The following is a 15,541-nucleotide window of genomic DNA, read 5'->3' on the forward strand; positions in this document are numbered from 1 at the left end:
TCAGAAGGCTATGTGAGAAGAATTAATATAGTGACTCTGTACACATAAGTTGTCACCTAAGAAGCAACAACTTATCTGAAACCCAGTTATTAGTTTTGCTTAATCAATTGATTGGTGAGCTTTTTTGCAAAATCAGCAAGAAAGTTGGCTTTATTTTCCATACGTGGAATTGGTCGACACAACGCCATGGCTTTATAGCCCAGCCTAGCAGTAAATACACCTGCGCTCAGCCCTTGAGCGGACCTAGCTGATAGCTTACCCAGTAATTCCGCACCCAAACTCGTCGCCGCAAGGTCGCTCAGCAATTCTGATGCTCCCACAAAGACGATTTGTTTAGCCAATAGCTTGTACAGCTTTATTCGGCTGCGATAGCCTAAAGTAATACCGTAATGCGCACTGAGCTTTTCGACTAAGCTCACACCTCGCCATAACACTGCAAGCATGTCAGTGACCGCCATCGGACTCAACGCCACCATCAATGCAGAAGTCGTCGCATACTCTGCAATGATTTTCTTGGCTTGCAAATCTTGATCCCGCAACAAGGTGACTTCATACAACTGCAGAACCTCCTGATCTGTGTAGTGGCTTTTTAAGCTTTTTTGAAATGTAGAAACGGTATCTGTAGGTAAGTTTGCCAATAAAGGGCTAAGCCAATGTTGTGCTTCTCCAATCTGGTTGCTGTTGAGCAAGCGTTCTGCCTGATCTCGGCGCGCTTCTAAATTCTTTAACGTTCGCAGCGCTTTTACTTCACGAAATAAAAACTTGGCTCCCCAGCCTAGTGCAGAAATAAAAAGAAGTAAGTACAAACTTGCTAAGATAATACTTTGTTGAAAGGCATTGTAAATCGTAAAAACAAGCTCAACTGGGATCAATATCAATAAACTCGCCAACAGCCCATGTCGCCATCCCAGCTTTGATTTTTGAGGCTGCAAGCTGTTATCTACAGATTCATCAACTGAGAAAGGTTTAAACACTTGCTCAGAGTCGAACGGTGCAACCTCATCATCGATACGCTCTCCAAACCGGTGGGTAGGTCGAGTGGCTTCACGAGCACTTTGATTTGGTTCTTCAGTCTCTATTCGCCGACCTGAGTATCTATGTTTCGAATTTGTCACGTTAGCTTATCTCCAATCAAAAACTGCAGTGTATGATCTAACCGGATATGGTCTAATTGTCCTTGATAAGCGGGGAAAGGGTAAAAAGACAAAAAGTTAAAGCCTTCTTGTGGCCACTGAGACGCAGATAAAACATGCTCTGGCGGTTCAGGCGGCAAATACGTAATGTACTGTGACTCTGTCAGAGGTCGACCGTATACACAGTGTAGTATACCCTCCCCCTCTTTGACTTGTTTGGACTGACAGCTCTTCACAGAAGAAATGGTCATCGTATCTACTTCAACTCCTGAGAATTTTAGTTCATTCTCTTGCTCACATAACAGCTCATGTAATAAACGGGTAAGGCTATCTTGCTCAGTAATAGCCACTGCATCGCACTTGTTCGCAGCAAACAGCACTTTATCTATTTTCGGCTTAAATAAACGCTGAAATAGACCACTTTTACCGTGCTGAAACATACTCACTGTGTCTTTCAATGCCTGTTTAGTTTGGGCCAGTGTTGCAGGTCCATCATTCAGTGCACCAAGCACATCCACTAAGACAAGCTGCCTATCGAATGCGCAAAAATAATCCTTGTAAAACGGAGAAATAACCTGTTTTTTATAGGCTTCAAAGCGACTTTCTAATTGCGTATATTGGCTACCTTCACCATGCTCTCCATGCATGGCAATAGGGAAAAACTGCACTATTGGCGCACCAGCCAAATCTCCGGGGATCAACATGCGCCCAGGCTGCAACTGGGACAGCTTGGTATTTTGTTTCAGCTTAATTAAGGTATCTGAGTAGATATCGGCTAACTCATTGAGCACAGACATATCTACAGGTTGTGTTGCATCAAATGTTTTCAATGCCGCCAAGAAAGAGTCACTAAACGTACTAAATGCGGGATTCGATAAAACATCGAGTTGTGCTTTACTCCATTGTTCATAAGTCATATTTAAGAGCGGCAAATCCATTAGCCATTCACCTGGATAATCGATTAGCTCTAAATACAGTGTATGATCATTTGCCACATGTTGACGCAACCCACTGGCGCTGCGAAACTTTAAGGCCAATGTCAGGGTATTTATGCGTTCAGTCGATGGCGGCCAATTGGGAGGTTCGCCCAATAAATAGGTCGATGCATGAGTATAATCAAAAGTGGGAATATCGAGTGCTGTTTGCGGTACCTGTTTGCAGGCTATTAAACGTTGCTCCCTTACCACATCAAAAAACGGCAAGTTTTGACTGTTTGCTTGAGTCGTTAAATGTTTAACCAAGGCCGTTATAAACGCTGTTTTTCCACTTCCACTAAACCCTGTAACAGCTAATTTAACATGCTGGTCTAACGAACGTTGCAATGTTTTTTGTGCTGTATTTTGCAGCTTTTCAAGTGCTTTGTGGGTAACACGTCTTACGCTCATTCTTATCGCTAGTCCCTATAAATAAAGAGGCGTGGCGAATAGTCGCCACGAGCCATTATAATTTGTTAATTTCCCTTTTCACCGTAAACTCCGGCGATGTCACATAACGCTCCATTGATTGAATGCGATCATCTAATTTGCCCAATCTGTCTTTTAAGTCAAACAGCGCTTGGCGCGGTGGCTCGCCTTTCTGCCATACTTTAAACTTAACAGAAACAGGATCTGCATCTTGGCTATGAGTAGCACTCTCTGGTTCACTGACTTTACGGTCTAAAATAAACCAACAGGCGATATAGATAACTACAAATAATGGCCCTCCAGACAATAATACGGCTGTCACAAACAATATGCGTACAAGCCATAGCTCCATGTTGAAGTAATCACTCAGTCCTGCACAAACCCCAGCTAATTTCCCACGCTTTGGGTCACGATATAATTCTCTGCGTCGATGACTCATACTTTACGCCTCCAATCTGGTGACTCTTGATCTAACAGTGCCTCCAATGTTTCGACACGCTCAGCCATTTTCTCTGCTTTATTTGCCAGCTCTATCAGCTGACGGTGTTCATGCTCGCTTAAACCCTGGCTCACCTGTTTTTTACTCTTGTAATGAAGAATGAGCCACAGCGGGGCTACCACGATCATAAAAATAATAATTGGGGCAACCAGTATCTCTGCGTCTAACATAACCTTCTCCTGTTTATTTGGTCTTGGCAGCGTATTTTTATTTTATTGCACCTACTTTAACAGTAGGTGCGCTTAGGTTCATTTATTTGCGAGTTTTTTCTTTAAAGCTTCAAGTTCATCATCTACTTTTTCATTTTTTTGCAGATCAGCAATCTCATCAGCCAGTGACTTTTTGCCTAAGTCATAAGACTCGACTTGCGCTTCTAAACCGTCAATTTTATTTTCATAACGCTCAAAGCGATTCAATGCATCTTCAACTTTTGTGCTATCAAGTGCCTTTTTAACATCTAGACGTGATTCTGCAGAGCGTTGGCGCAACACAATAGCCTGTTGACGTGCTTTGGCATCTGCCAGCTTTTCTTGTAACGTGGTCACTTCCTGTTGCAGTTTTTCGATGTGCGACTCAACATGGCTTAGCTCTTCGGCAACACTTTGCGCAGCATCAGAGGCCTTTTGCTTTTCAAGCAAAGCCGCTCTCGCTAAATCTTCACGCTCTTTTGTCAGTGCCAACTCAGCTTTTTCTTGCCAATCATTTGCCTGGCCGTTAAGTTGCTCAACACGTCTTTCTAACTCTTTTTTCTCAGCAAGTGTTTTTGCCGAAGTGGAGCGAACTTCTACAAGTGTGTCTTCCATTTCTTGGATGATCAATTTGACCATTTTTTCTGGATCTTCCGCTTTATCCAATATTGCATTAATATTAGAATTAACGATGTCAGCAAAACGTGAAAAAATTCCCATAATCTTGTACCTCATTGGTTGTGAATTATATTGCTGATAAATATGTATCAATAAGCTTGCCAACTTTGAAAATAAAAATAAATACTATTTTTCAATAAGCTACAATTAAAACAAAAAGCTTTCTATCCACACTCTTTTCAAATAAACTATATATTAGTCAAAAAAACTAAGAGTTAGTCAATTATGAGTCAGTTCCGTCAACAGGATAATTTGCTCGGCCAATCCGACAGTTTCTTAGCTGTTCTCGATCAGGTATCTCAGCTTGCTCCACTAGACAAACCCGTACTTATTATCGGTGAACGTGGTACAGGTAAAGAGCTCATAGCTGCCCGACTGCACTTCCTATCAGAGCGTTGGGACCAGAATTACGTCAAACTCAATTGCGCCGCTCTAAACGAAAACCTACTAGAAAGTGAATTGTTTGGTCATGAATCGGGCGCTTTTACCGGAGCCAGTAAACGTCATGAAGGCCGCTTTGAGCGCGCAAATAGCGGTACTTTATTTTTAGACGAATTGGCGAATACATCTGCCATGGTGCAAGAAAAGCTGCTACGTGTTATTGAATATGGTGAGTTCGAGCGTGTCGGTGGCAAGCAAACCGTTAAAGTGGACACCCGACTAGTCTGTGCGACCAATGAAGATTTGCCCAGCCTAGCCGATCAAGGAGAGTTCCGACATGACTTGCTCGATAGGCTTGCTTTTGACGTTATTACTCTGCCGCCACTGAGAGCGCGTCAGGAAGATATTTTATTGTTAGCTGAGCAGTTTGCCATCAATATGGCCAGAGATCTGGGTTGGTCTTTGTTTAGCGGCTTCACTCGTAAAGCAACCGAAACTTTACTCGACTATGATTGGCCAGGAAATATTCGAGAACTGAAAAATGTAATAGAGCGCAGTCTTTACCGCCATGGCAATGAACACCTCGCTGTTCACCAAATTACATTTGACCCATTCGAAAGTCCATTTCGACCAAAACAAAGAATAAAAGCGCCAGTTACCGACCTAACAAGCCATGTTTCACCCACTCAGGAAGCAGTGGTAGAGGCCGCAGAGACCCCCATGGTGAGCTCAATTACAAACACACAACATTCCTTTCCATGTGATTTAAAAACACTCTCCAGTGATTACGAAATAGAATTGCTGAAAAAAGCACTTGAATTTAGCCAATTTAATCAAAAGAAAACTGCACAAAACCTCGGATTGACGTATCATCAGCTAAGGGGATATTTGAAAAAATACAATTTGTTAGACTCACAACAAGAGGCTTAGCTGTGGTCACCAGAATGACTCGCCTGTTAAACATTAGCCAAAGATACAAAGCAACCACAATAGGCGCTGCAGCGGCCTTGATTCTATCTGCTTGTGGAGAAGTGCCACAAACAAAGCCCACCAGTAAAACACAAGGTATTGTTTACTGTGCAGAGGCGAATCCAGTATCTTTTAACCCACAGGTTACAACCACTGGTTCCACCATAGATATAATTGCAAACCAATTATATAACTCTTTGATAAGTATTGATCCAATCACGGCTGAATTTAAGCCTGAGCTGGCGACAAGCTGGCAGATCAGTGACGACGGTAAAAAAATTACCTTTAAACTGAGAAAAGACGTCGCTTTTCATACAACTGATTACTTTACCCCTAGCCGCACAATGAATGCAGACGATGTCATCTTCTCTTTTAGTCGCCTGTTTGACGTCTATAACCCCTATCACTTTGTACACGACGCCAATTATCCGTACTTTCAAAGTGTCGGTATGGACCAACTGATCCGAAAAATAATCAAAGTCGATGAATATACGGTTCGCTTTGAGCTGTTTAGCGCCGAAAGTAGCCTGTTGTCTAATATCGCCACGGACTTTGCGGTCATACTCTCTGAAGAATATGCCATGTTTAGAGCAAGCCAAGACAAAAAACATCTCTTCGATACTTTGCCCATTGGCACAGGTCCATACAAATACAAACACTTCTTAAGAGACAATTTAGTACGCTTTCACAAACATCACGCATACTGGAAACACAACCACGCTGTCGACCAATTGGTTTATGACATTACCACCAACAATACAACGCGCATTGCTAAAATGCTGACAAAAGAATGCGACATTACCTCTCATCCAAGTGCAACGCAGTTAGAAGCTCTGTCACAGCGTAAAGATATCGTGGTCGACAAAGCTGTTAACTTAAATGTTGGATATTGGGCATTCAATACTGAAAAGCCCCCTTTTGATAATGCGTTAGTTAGAAAGGCCCTCGCTCATAGTATCGATTTTGATAAAATTATGCAGGCTGTATTTTATGGTAATGGCATCGCTGCACAATCTATTCTACCTCCATCTTCTTGGGCATATACGCCACAGGCCATGCCTTATTATGATCCTGTAAAAGCAAAACAATATTTAACGGAAGCAGGGTTTCCAAATGGTTTTGAAATGACTTTATGGGCCATGCCTGTTTCTCGGATCTATAACCCCAACGCACGAAAAATGGCTGAGCTTATCCAAAGTGATTTACGCCAAATAGGGATCCGTACCAGAATAGTTGAGTATGAATGGAATACTTTTATCGAGCGAATTGGCCGCCATGAACACGATAGTGTTTTGTTGGGCTGGGCCGCAGATACCCCGGACCCTGATAACTTCTTTAGTCCTCTTTTGAGTTGCACGGCGACATTTACTGGTAAAAACCCTGCTAATTGGTGTAACCCTGAATTTGATCTTCTTTTGACTCAAGCACTCGATACAAATGACTTGAAAATGCGCAAATTCTACTATCAACAAGCGCAAGAGATGCTGATCCGTGAATTGCCATTAGTGCCAATAGCCCACGGAGTTCGATTTCAAGCTCGCAGCGCAGAAATTTCAGGTGCAGAATTGAGACCTTTTGGTGGCGTCTCGCTGGCAAATGTAAGGAAGGGTACACAATAATGCTGGACTATCTTTTGCGACGTCTAAGCTTACTGCTGTTCATGCTATTTGCACTAACTGCATTCACTTTTAGCTTAAATTACCTATTTCCCGGGGATTTGCTGACTAACTTTAGTGGACAGATCAATACCAGCTTTAGTCAGTCTCAATTGCTCGAAGAAAAGTATCGCATCGAAGATAACGTTATTGTGCAATACAGCGCCTTTATCGGACGATTAATTGAAGGTGACTGGGGTGTATCTTTATCATCTGGTCAAACCGTTTCCTCACATGTTGCACTGCTGCTCCCTGCAACACTTGAGCTTTGTTTTTACGCTTTGGTTGTCGCCATTCTATTAGGGATCCCTGCGGGGATCATTACCAGTGCCTACCATAAAAAATGGCCTGACAAAGTCATTAGTACACTCACCCTACTTGGCTTCTCTATTCCAGTTTTTTGGCTCGCATTGTTGCTTATTATGGTTTTTTGCCTCGGCTTTGGCTGGTTTCCCATGTCTGGCCGAATTGGCCTTTTATACGAAATTCCCGCCGTTACTAATTTTATTCTGTTAGACATTTGGCTGCTTGACTTTCCTTATGGTGGACAAGCATTTCTTGACGCACTGCATCATTTAGCACTGCCAACAATTGTTCTAGCAATGTATCCAACAACCGTACTTACCAGGTTTACTAGAGATTCTATGCTCAATGTGTTGGAACAAAATTACATTAAGACCGCAAGAGCAAAAGGCCTAAACCGCAGACAAATTATTTTGGACCATGCACTGCGCAATGCTCTGTTACCTGTCATAAAGCAAATTGGCCTACAATTTAGCACACTGATCACATTGGCTATGGTCACCGAAGTCATTTTCTCTTGGCCCGGCATAGGTCGATGGTTAATAGACAGTATTTATCAACGGGACTATCCAGCCATTCAGGGCGGACTGCTCGCTGTGTCAATGTTCGTTATCTTTGCAAATATGCTGGCGGATTTGACTCACTCTTTACTTGACCCCGTGTCTAGGAACCAGTCTCATGGCAAAGTTTAGTTTATATAGCGAAGAGTCGAACCGCTCACCACTATCTCGCCTATGGCGAAATTTCAAAGCGAATCACCTCGCTCTTGTTGGGCTGTGGATGTTCATCGGACTAACCCTATTAGCAATGACTGCCCCGCTATTGGCCCCATATGGCATTGACCAACAACACAGTGACGCACTGCTTATACCTCCGTCTTGGCATGATGATGGTGATGTACACTTTATTCTCGGCACAGATGATCTTGGCAGAGATGTGCTTTCTCGCCTGATGAATGGTGCTACCTATACCTTTGGTTTGTCTATCGTTGCCGCGCTTGTAACAACTGTTTTAGGGGTGATTCTTGGTACTCTTGCAGGGATCAACCGAGGGTTTAAATCTAGTATTTTAAATCACTTACTTGATATTACGCTGGCGATACCATCACTGCTTTTGGCAATCATTATTATCGCTATTTTAGGCCCCGGACTACTGAACACGGTTTGGGCAATTATTCTAGCTTTGTTACCGCAACATATTCACTCCATCCGCAACCTAGTCGTAGACGAGTTGAATAAAGATTATATTGGCGCCTATAGATTGGACGGTGCAAGTCGAACTCACATCCTATTTCGTGGCGTATTTCCAAATATTTATGAACATGTTGTGGTCATATTTACCCTAGCGCTTTCTACGGCTATCCTTGATATCGCAGCACTTGGCTTTCTAAAATTGGGAGCTCAGCCTCCAACTACAGAATGGGGTGCCATGCTGGCCGAAAACTTGGGGCTTATATATCTCGCACCTTGGACTGTAGGTTTACCTGGTGCCCTATTGTTTTTGTCTGTGTTAGCCACTAACCTTGTTGGAGATGGGCTGAGAAAAGCACTCCAAGCTAGAAAGGCAACCTAATGCAACTACTTGACATTAAAAATCTCACCATTGAACTGCCGACCGAAGATGGCGTGATCCGTGCAGTTGATAAAGTAAACTTGAGCCTTAAGGAAGGCGAAGTACATGCACTTGTTGGTGAGTCAGGTTCCGGAAAAAGTTTAATTGCAAAAGCCATTGTTGGTGTACTCAATGCCCGCTGGCGTATCACGGCTGACCGAATGCATTGGCGTGGTGTCGATTTAATGCGCCTAAGCCCGGAAAAACGCCGAAAAGTGGTTGGCCGGGATATGGCGATGATATATCAAGAACCCCGCAGAAGCTTAGATCCAACGGCGAAGATTTTCGAGCAGGTAGCTGAATCGCTGCCTGATGATTGCTTCAAGGCAGGCTTCTTTGGCCGAAAAAAAGAGCGGAAGACGAAAGTAAAAGCACTTCTTCACAAAGTAGGAATACGTGAAGATGAAAAAGTATCGAGCAGTTATCCGCATGAATTGTCCGAAGGAGTATGCCAAAAAGTAATGATTGCTATGGCAATCGCGAGAAATCCGCAATTACTGATTGCTGATGAGCCCACAACCGCGTTAGAAAGCACTACACGCGCTCAAGTTTTTAGGCTGCTCAAGAGTTTAAACCAACTAAAAAACATGTCGATATTAATGATTTCCCATGAGTTAGAAGAAATAACTCAATGGTCTCATGCAATCCATGTTTTATATTGCGGACAGATGGTTGAAGCGGGCCCGACCAAAAAAGTGTTCACTGATCCATATCACCCTTACACGCAAGCACTGGTCAAGTCATTACCAGACTATGCCCACGGCTTAGGCCACAAAGCCCCTTTTTACGCCCTAAAAGGCACAATTCCGCCTTTGCAGCACTTACCCATTGGCTGCCGATTAGGACCTCGCTGTCCACAGGCGCAAAAAGAATGTGTTGCAACCCCTTTGTTGGTCAAGTCTCATGGTCATTCTTATGCATGTCATTTCCCACTCAATAGAGAGAAGAAAAAATGCAACCCGTGTTAAAAGTTCAGGCGCTGAGTAAAACGTTTAAAACACGCTCTGGGCTATTTAGACGCAATAAAGTCAAAGTATTGAATGATATTTCGTTTGCGGTAGCGCCAGGACAAACACTGGCTGTGATAGGTGAAACAGGTTCAGGAAAAAGTACACTTGCTAAAGTGCTTGCCGGAGCCGAAGACGCTGATTCAGGGCAGATATTATTAAATGGTGACATGATTGTCGACGATGGCACAACTAGACGAGAATGCCATCATATTCGCCTTATATTCCAAGACCCCACACGCTCTCTCAACCCTGGCCTTACTATAGGTGAAATGTTAGATGATTGTCTGCGCTTCAATACCAAATTAACGGAAGTGCAGCGTAATAAAAAAATTGAGCTGACATTATCTCGTGTTGGGTTGTTATCTGAACACTATGAATATTACCCTCATATGTTTAGTGGAGGGCAATTACAACGTGTAGCACTTGCCAGAGCGCTGATTTTAGATCCTAAAGTAGTAGTTTTGGATGAAGCACTATCTTCATTGGATCCGTCTGTCAGAGCGCAAATAGTTAACTTATTACTTAAGCTGCAGCAAGAGACTGATTTAACCTATGTGCTTATCACTCATCACCTTAGCCTAGTAAAACATATGAGTGATAAACTGTTGGTATTGAACAATGGTGAAGCTGTCGAATATGGCTGTTGTGACACGATATTCAATCGCCCTCAATCCAAAGTGATGAAAAAGCTATTGGCGGTGTAAATCTGACAATAAAAGACCTCTGTTAAAATAAAAAAACCACCTTGCGGTGGTTTTTTTATTCATCATTAGAAGTGTCTTAGTTTTCTTCTGCTACTTCAAACGTGCTCGGCTTCACGATATCCGCCGTGCCTTCTAATGCGCTTAACAGTGCAAGATAGTTCTTGTTCACTTGAGTTCTAGTAATGCTTTGCTTCTGTTGAGGTTCAAGCTCACCTGCAACATCAGCAATGTTCACAGCTTTAACAACTAACAATGCTGAATCGCCGTTATTTAATTCAACCATTGCTTTAGATGTGCTTCCTTCAGCAGGGTGAGGCAATTTGAACGCCTTAGTCACCAAAGCAGGTGAAACAGCAAAGCTCTGACGCGCTAACGAAGCTTCAGTCTTCATTTCAAGCGATTCAGCAGTAGCGATATCTGCAAGCGCTTTGCCTTCTTCAAGTTGTGCAAATAACGTCTCTGCTTTTTCTTTTGCCAGCTCAGATGCTTTGTCATTCTCTAAACGTGATTTGATTTGCGCAGACACCTCTTCAAGCGGTTTAACAGAAGCTGGTTTATGCTCAACGACTCTCACTACAACTACATGCTCAGGTGCAACTTCAATTACTTCAGAGTTCACGCCGTCTTCCAGTAATTCTGGTGTGAAAATAGCACGAGTTACCGTAGGCTGATTTAGTGGTGCAGGTAATAAGTTGCGCGCAACAAGTTCAGTGCTTTTCACTTCTACTTCAGCTGCTGCCGCTGCGTCTTCTAGTGTATCTGCAACTTCAAACGCTAACTCACGTACTTCTTCTTGCTTGCCGTAAAACGCATCAATTTTCGCATTTTGTTCTAACTCAGCACGTAATTCCGCTTCTAGCTCCGCAAAAGGTTTTACTTCTTGCGCTTGAAGATCTGTCAATTGGATAATGTGAAAACCAAATTCTGATTCTACAACATCTGAAAATTCACCTACGTTTGCCAAAGCAAAAGCGGCTTCTTCAAATGCTGGATCCATCATATCACGCTCAATCCAATCAAGATCACCGCCTAGCTCGCCACTTGCAACATCGTCTGAATGCTCTTGTGCAAGCTTCGCAAAATCTGCTCCAGCTTGAAGCTGAGCATATAGGTCTTGTACTTTTGTTTTAGCAGCTTCCGCATCTTCCAAGTTCTCAACTAGGATATGTGAAACACGACGCCTTTCATCTTCAGAGTACTGAGCTTGGTTTTCATCGTAATAAGCTCTTACCTGCTCATCTGTGACAGGCTCTAGTAGTTCCATATCATCAGCTTTAAGTTCAATGTAGTTCAGCGCAACTTGCTCTGGCGACATAAACTGGTCTTGATTCAATTCGTAATGGTCTTGAATTTCAGATTCTGTTACCGAAACCTGATCTTTTAAGGTCTCTTTGTCTAGTACTAGATAATCCACATCACGAGTCTGTTGTTGTAAAACAAGCGTCTGTTTTACTTCACTCTCCAACGCAAAATCAGAACCAGCAATCGCAGAAACCAATTGGTTACGCGTCATCTCTTCGCGCAGATATTCACGGAAGTCATCTGGTTGAAAGTTCATTTGTCTGATCAGCTGTAAATAGCGCTCATTGCTGAATTGACCACCAATCTGAAAATACGGCATTTCAAAAATGGCTTGCTTGATCTGCTCATCGCTCACACGTAGCCCAAGCTCAATAGCAAGTTGGTTTTGTAGCTCTTGTTGTACCAAGCGATCTACAACACCTTGACGAATTTGTGCCATATAAGTTGGATCAGAAGCGATTTGCTCGAAGTACTCGCCAAATTGCTGTTCTAATCTACCACGTTCATTTTCGAACGCCCTTGCAAATTCCAACTGGGTAATTTTAACACCATTGACTTCTGCAACTGGTTGCTCTGTGGTTTGACCTAGGTAACCACCGATCCCTGCCAGCGCAAAAGACAAGATAACTGCACCAAGAACGATCTTGGCAGCAAGGCCCTGAGAGCCCTCTCTAATCTTTTCAAGCATTTGTTCTATCTCTTATCTAAGTCAAAGCACCAAGGTACTTTGCATCAGTTAGCTCATGTAAAAAAAGCGTATCTTACCAGATACGCTTTTTATCTTGAAGCTTATGCGTCCAATTACATCTATTTAACAATAGTGTGATTGTAAAAATATAAGCTTTTCTTAGTTAACCGCGTCTTTTAAAGCTTTACCAGCTTTAAAAGCAGGGATGTTAGCAGCAGCAATATCAATTGCAGCACCCGTTTGAGGGTTACGACCTGTGCGTGCAGCGCGCTCACGAACAGAAAAAGTACCAAAGCCTACAAGGGCAACTGAGTCGCCATCTTTTAGCGCAGCGGTTACTGACTCAATGAATGAATCCAGTGCACGACCAGCAGCGGCCTTAGAAATATCAGCATCAGCTGCGATTTGATCGATTAATTGAGATTTATTCACAATATCATCCTCTTACATTGTTATTATCAAGAGCGATGGTGGTTTAAAACTAACATCACTTTTGTTGTTAACTACGAGAAATCTTTCGATTCTCTATTGCTTAAATGTATTACAGCCTAGAATCTACGGGGCTTCCCGTGCCCTAGGCCTAAATCCAGTGCTTAACTTAGCACACCATTAGGATTTGAAAACCCTTTTTCTCGACTTTTTTAAGCTTTCGCAGCAGTTTTTTGCGTTTCAACAGTAAAACTGTCCACAGGTTGAGCAAGGGCGATTGATAAAACGTCTTCAATCCAAGTAACTGGGTGGATCTCTAAGCCCTCTAAGACATTTTCAGGGATTTCTTTTAAGTCCCTTTCATTCTTTTTAGGAATGACCACAGTCTTGATCCCACCTCTATGTGCTGCCAAAAGCTTTTCTTTCAAGCCACCAATAGGCAGTACTTCACCTCGGAGTGTGATCTCACCAGTCATAGCCACATCGCTTTTCACAGGATTACCTGTCAAGCTCGATACTAAGCCTGTGACCATCGCAATACCCGCACTTGGACCATCTTTAGGTGTAGCGCCCTCTGGCACATGAACATGGATGTCACGCTTTTCGTAAAAGTCAGCATTAATTCGTAACTTTTCAGCACGGTTTCTGACCACAGTCATTGCAGCCTGAATAGACTCTTGCATAACATCACCCAAAGAACCTGTATAGGATAGTTTACCCTTACCAGGAACCGCAGCGCTTTCTATCGTCAGTAAATCACCACCCACTTCAGTCCATGCCAAACCAGTCACTTGACCAACGCGGTCACCATCTTCTGCTTTACCATAGTCAAAACGCTGCACACCTAAAAAGCTCTCTAGGTTGTCTGCGTTAATTACGACTTTCTTTTGATCTTTATCCAATAAAATTGCTTTCACAGCTTTACGGCACAGTTTAGACATCTCACGCTCTAGATTACGCACACCCGCTTCACGCGTGTAGTATCTGATTGTGTTAATAATCGCGCTGTCTTCAATCTCGATTTCACCAGCCTTCAAGCCATTGCGCTTAATTTGCTTAGGGATCAAGTGCTGCTTTGAAATATTTAACTTTTCGTCTTCTGTATACCCAGAGAGGCGAATAACTTCCATACGATCAAGTAACGGACCCGGAATGTTGAAACTATTTGATGTCGCAACAAACATCACGTCAGATAGGTCATATTCAACTTCTAAATAATGGTCCGCAAAACTGCTATTTTGCTCAGGATCTAATACCTCAAGCAACGCAGAAGCAGGATCGCCACGCATATCTGATGACATTTTGTCGATTTCATCGAGTAAAAACAGCGGGTTTTTAACCCCAACCTTACTCATGCTTTGAATCAGCTTGCCAGGCATTGAGCCGATATACGTACGACGGTGTCCACGGATCTCGGCTTCATCACGTACGCCACCGAGCGCCATGCGAACATATTTACGCCCAGTTGATCGCGCAATAGATTGACCCAAGCTCGTTTTACCAACACCCGGTGGACCAACGAGACATAAAATGGGGCCTTTAAGCTTGTTAATGCGCTGCTGAACCGCTAGATACTCAATAATACGCTCTTTAACTTTATCTAGCCCGTAATGGTCGGCATCTAAAATCTTTTGCGCATTCGCCAAATCTTTTTTCACCTTGGAGCGTTTTTTCCAAGGAACGTTGATCAGTGTATCAATATAGGAGCGAACAACTGTCGCTTCTGCAGACATCGGCGACATCATTTTCAGCTTATTCAGTTCAGACGCCGCTTTTTCTTCTGCCTCTTTAGGCATTTGAGCTTCACTGATGCGCTTTTTCAGGGTTTCAAATTCATCAGGGACGTCGTCTAACTCACCGAGCTCTTTTTGAATGGCCTTCATTTGCTCATTGAGATAGTACTCTCGCTGTGACTTTTCCATCTGCTTTTTCACGCGAGAACGGATCTTTTTCTCAACTTGAAGTAAGTCTATTTCACCTTCCATCAAAGCCATTAAATACTCGAGTCGCTCCGTCACATTATACAATTCAAGTACTTTTTGCTTTTCAGGTACCTTAATTGGCATGTGTGCAGCCATCGTGTCTGCTAAACGCGCAGTTTCATCAATACCAGACACGGAAGTCAGTACTTCAGGTGGGATTTTTTTATTGAGTTTTACATACCCTTCAAACTGACTTACTGCGCTACGGATAAAAATATCTTGCTCTTGCTCGGCAATATTTTCAGAGGCAATAAATTGAGCTTGCGCTAAGAAATACTCATCCGTTACTAAAAACTCATCAATTCTTGCTCTTTGTGTCCCTTCTACCAGCACCTTAACGGTACCATCAGGTAACTTCAATAACTGCAAAACCGTAGCAACCGTACCGACTTCATAGATATCGTCAGTGCTAGGATCATCGATGGAGGCTTCTTTTTGAGCCACTAAAAAAATTTGCTTGTCATTTTCCATTGCAGCTTCGAGACATCTAATAGATTTCTCTCTACCAACGAATAGCGGGATCACCATATGAGGGTAAACCACGACATCGCGCAGTGCTAACACTGGAATTTCAACTCGATCCGTTCTCTCAAGCGTCATTATGTT

Annotated in this window: 14 protein-coding genes; 6 read left to right on the forward strand and 8 right to left on the reverse strand. The window is 42.9% G+C overall.

Annotated features, from left to right (window positions below; translation table 11 throughout):
* Positions 1–89: 89 nt before the first annotated feature.
* From QNM18_RS06510 to pspA, 5 genes are all read right to left on the reverse strand, one after another.
* Entirely contained in the window at positions 90–1,115 is a 1,026-nt protein-coding gene (locus QNM18_RS06510) for a TIGR01620 family protein (protein ID WP_284136703.1), read from the reverse strand.
* A complete protein-coding gene (locus QNM18_RS06515; RefSeq protein WP_284136704.1) occupies positions 1,112–2,518 on the reverse strand; it encodes a YcjX family GTP-binding protein in 1,407 nt (468 codons plus the stop codon). Before QNM18_RS06515 ends, QNM18_RS06510 begins: the two co-directional genes overlap by 4 nt.
* A gap of 55 nt (positions 2,519–2,573) precedes the next feature.
* On the reverse strand, positions 2,574–2,975 hold the full coding sequence (gene pspC, locus QNM18_RS06520; protein ID WP_211009819.1) for an envelope stress response membrane protein PspC: 402 nt from the start codon (positions 2,973–2,975) through the stop codon (positions 2,574–2,576).
* A complete protein-coding gene (gene pspB, locus QNM18_RS06525) occupies positions 2,972–3,205 on the reverse strand; it encodes an envelope stress response membrane protein PspB (protein ID WP_211009820.1) in 234 nt (77 codons plus the stop codon). The genes pspC and pspB overlap by 4 nt, the downstream gene beginning before the upstream one ends.
* Positions 3,206–3,283: 78 nt before the next feature.
* Positions 3,284–3,943, reverse strand: a complete 660-nt coding sequence (pspA, locus tag QNM18_RS06530) for a phage shock protein PspA (RefSeq protein ID WP_023397153.1) — start codon at positions 3,941–3,943, stop codon at positions 3,284–3,286.
* A 183-nt stretch (positions 3,944–4,126) separates the two neighbouring features.
* On the opposite strand from pspA, the gene pspF reads away from it, so the two are divergent.
* Genes pspF through QNM18_RS06560 form a run of 6 tightly spaced genes read left to right on the forward strand, consistent with a single transcriptional unit; the run spans position 4,127 to position 10,534 of the window.
* The gene (gene pspF, locus QNM18_RS06535; protein WP_211009821.1) at positions 4,127–5,212 is read left to right on the forward strand and encodes a phage shock protein operon transcriptional activator; all 1,086 of its coding nucleotides are present in this window, start codon (positions 4,127–4,129) and stop codon (positions 5,210–5,212) included.
* Between the two features lie 14 nt (positions 5,213–5,226).
* Positions 5,227–6,870: an ABC transporter substrate-binding protein gene (locus QNM18_RS06540; protein ID WP_284136705.1), complete on the forward strand. Its 1,644-nt coding sequence runs from the start codon at positions 5,227–5,229 to the stop codon at positions 6,868–6,870.
* Positions 6,867–7,901, forward strand: coding sequence for an ABC transporter permease (locus tag QNM18_RS06545; protein ID WP_211009931.1), 1,035 nt, complete (start codon positions 6,867–6,869; stop codon positions 7,899–7,901). Before QNM18_RS06540 ends, QNM18_RS06545 begins: the two co-directional genes overlap by 4 nt.
* Positions 7,888–8,781: an ABC transporter permease subunit gene (locus QNM18_RS06550; protein WP_211009823.1), complete on the forward strand. Its 894-nt coding sequence runs from the start codon at positions 7,888–7,890 to the stop codon at positions 8,779–8,781. Before QNM18_RS06545 ends, QNM18_RS06550 begins: the two co-directional genes overlap by 14 nt.
* Positions 8,781–9,788, forward strand: a complete 1,008-nt coding sequence (locus QNM18_RS06555; RefSeq protein WP_211009824.1) for a peptide ABC transporter ATP-binding protein — start codon at positions 8,781–8,783, stop codon at positions 9,786–9,788. The genes QNM18_RS06550 and QNM18_RS06555 overlap by 1 nt, the downstream gene beginning before the upstream one ends.
* A complete protein-coding gene (locus tag QNM18_RS06560; RefSeq protein ID WP_284136706.1) occupies positions 9,773–10,534 on the forward strand; it encodes an ATP-binding cassette domain-containing protein in 762 nt (253 codons plus the stop codon). Before QNM18_RS06555 ends, QNM18_RS06560 begins: the two co-directional genes overlap by 16 nt.
* A gap of 76 nt (positions 10,535–10,610) precedes the next feature.
* Here QNM18_RS06560 and ppiD read toward each other — a convergent pair whose 3' ends face one another.
* The 3 genes from ppiD to lon form a co-directional block, all read right to left on the reverse strand.
* Positions 10,611–12,524 (reverse strand): peptidylprolyl isomerase, encoded by a 1,914-nt coding sequence (ppiD, locus tag QNM18_RS06565; RefSeq protein ID WP_211009826.1) that lies wholly within the window; start codon positions 12,522–12,524, stop codon positions 10,611–10,613.
* 159 nt (positions 12,525–12,683) lie between these two features.
* A complete protein-coding gene (gene hupB, locus QNM18_RS06570) occupies positions 12,684–12,956 on the reverse strand; it encodes a nucleoid-associated protein HU-beta (protein ID WP_023397161.1) in 273 nt (90 codons plus the stop codon).
* A gap of 209 nt (positions 12,957–13,165) precedes the next feature.
* Positions 13,166–15,535 (reverse strand): endopeptidase La, encoded by a 2,370-nt coding sequence (gene lon / locus QNM18_RS06575; RefSeq protein ID WP_211009827.1) that lies wholly within the window; start codon positions 15,533–15,535, stop codon positions 13,166–13,168.
* Between the last annotated feature and the right edge of the window lie 6 nt (positions 15,536–15,541).

Origin of the sequence: Pseudoalteromonas obscura, from assembly GCF_030135505.1 — a bacterium.
Lineage (GTDB): Bacteria > Pseudomonadota > Gammaproteobacteria > Enterobacterales > Alteromonadaceae > Pseudoalteromonas > Pseudoalteromonas obscura.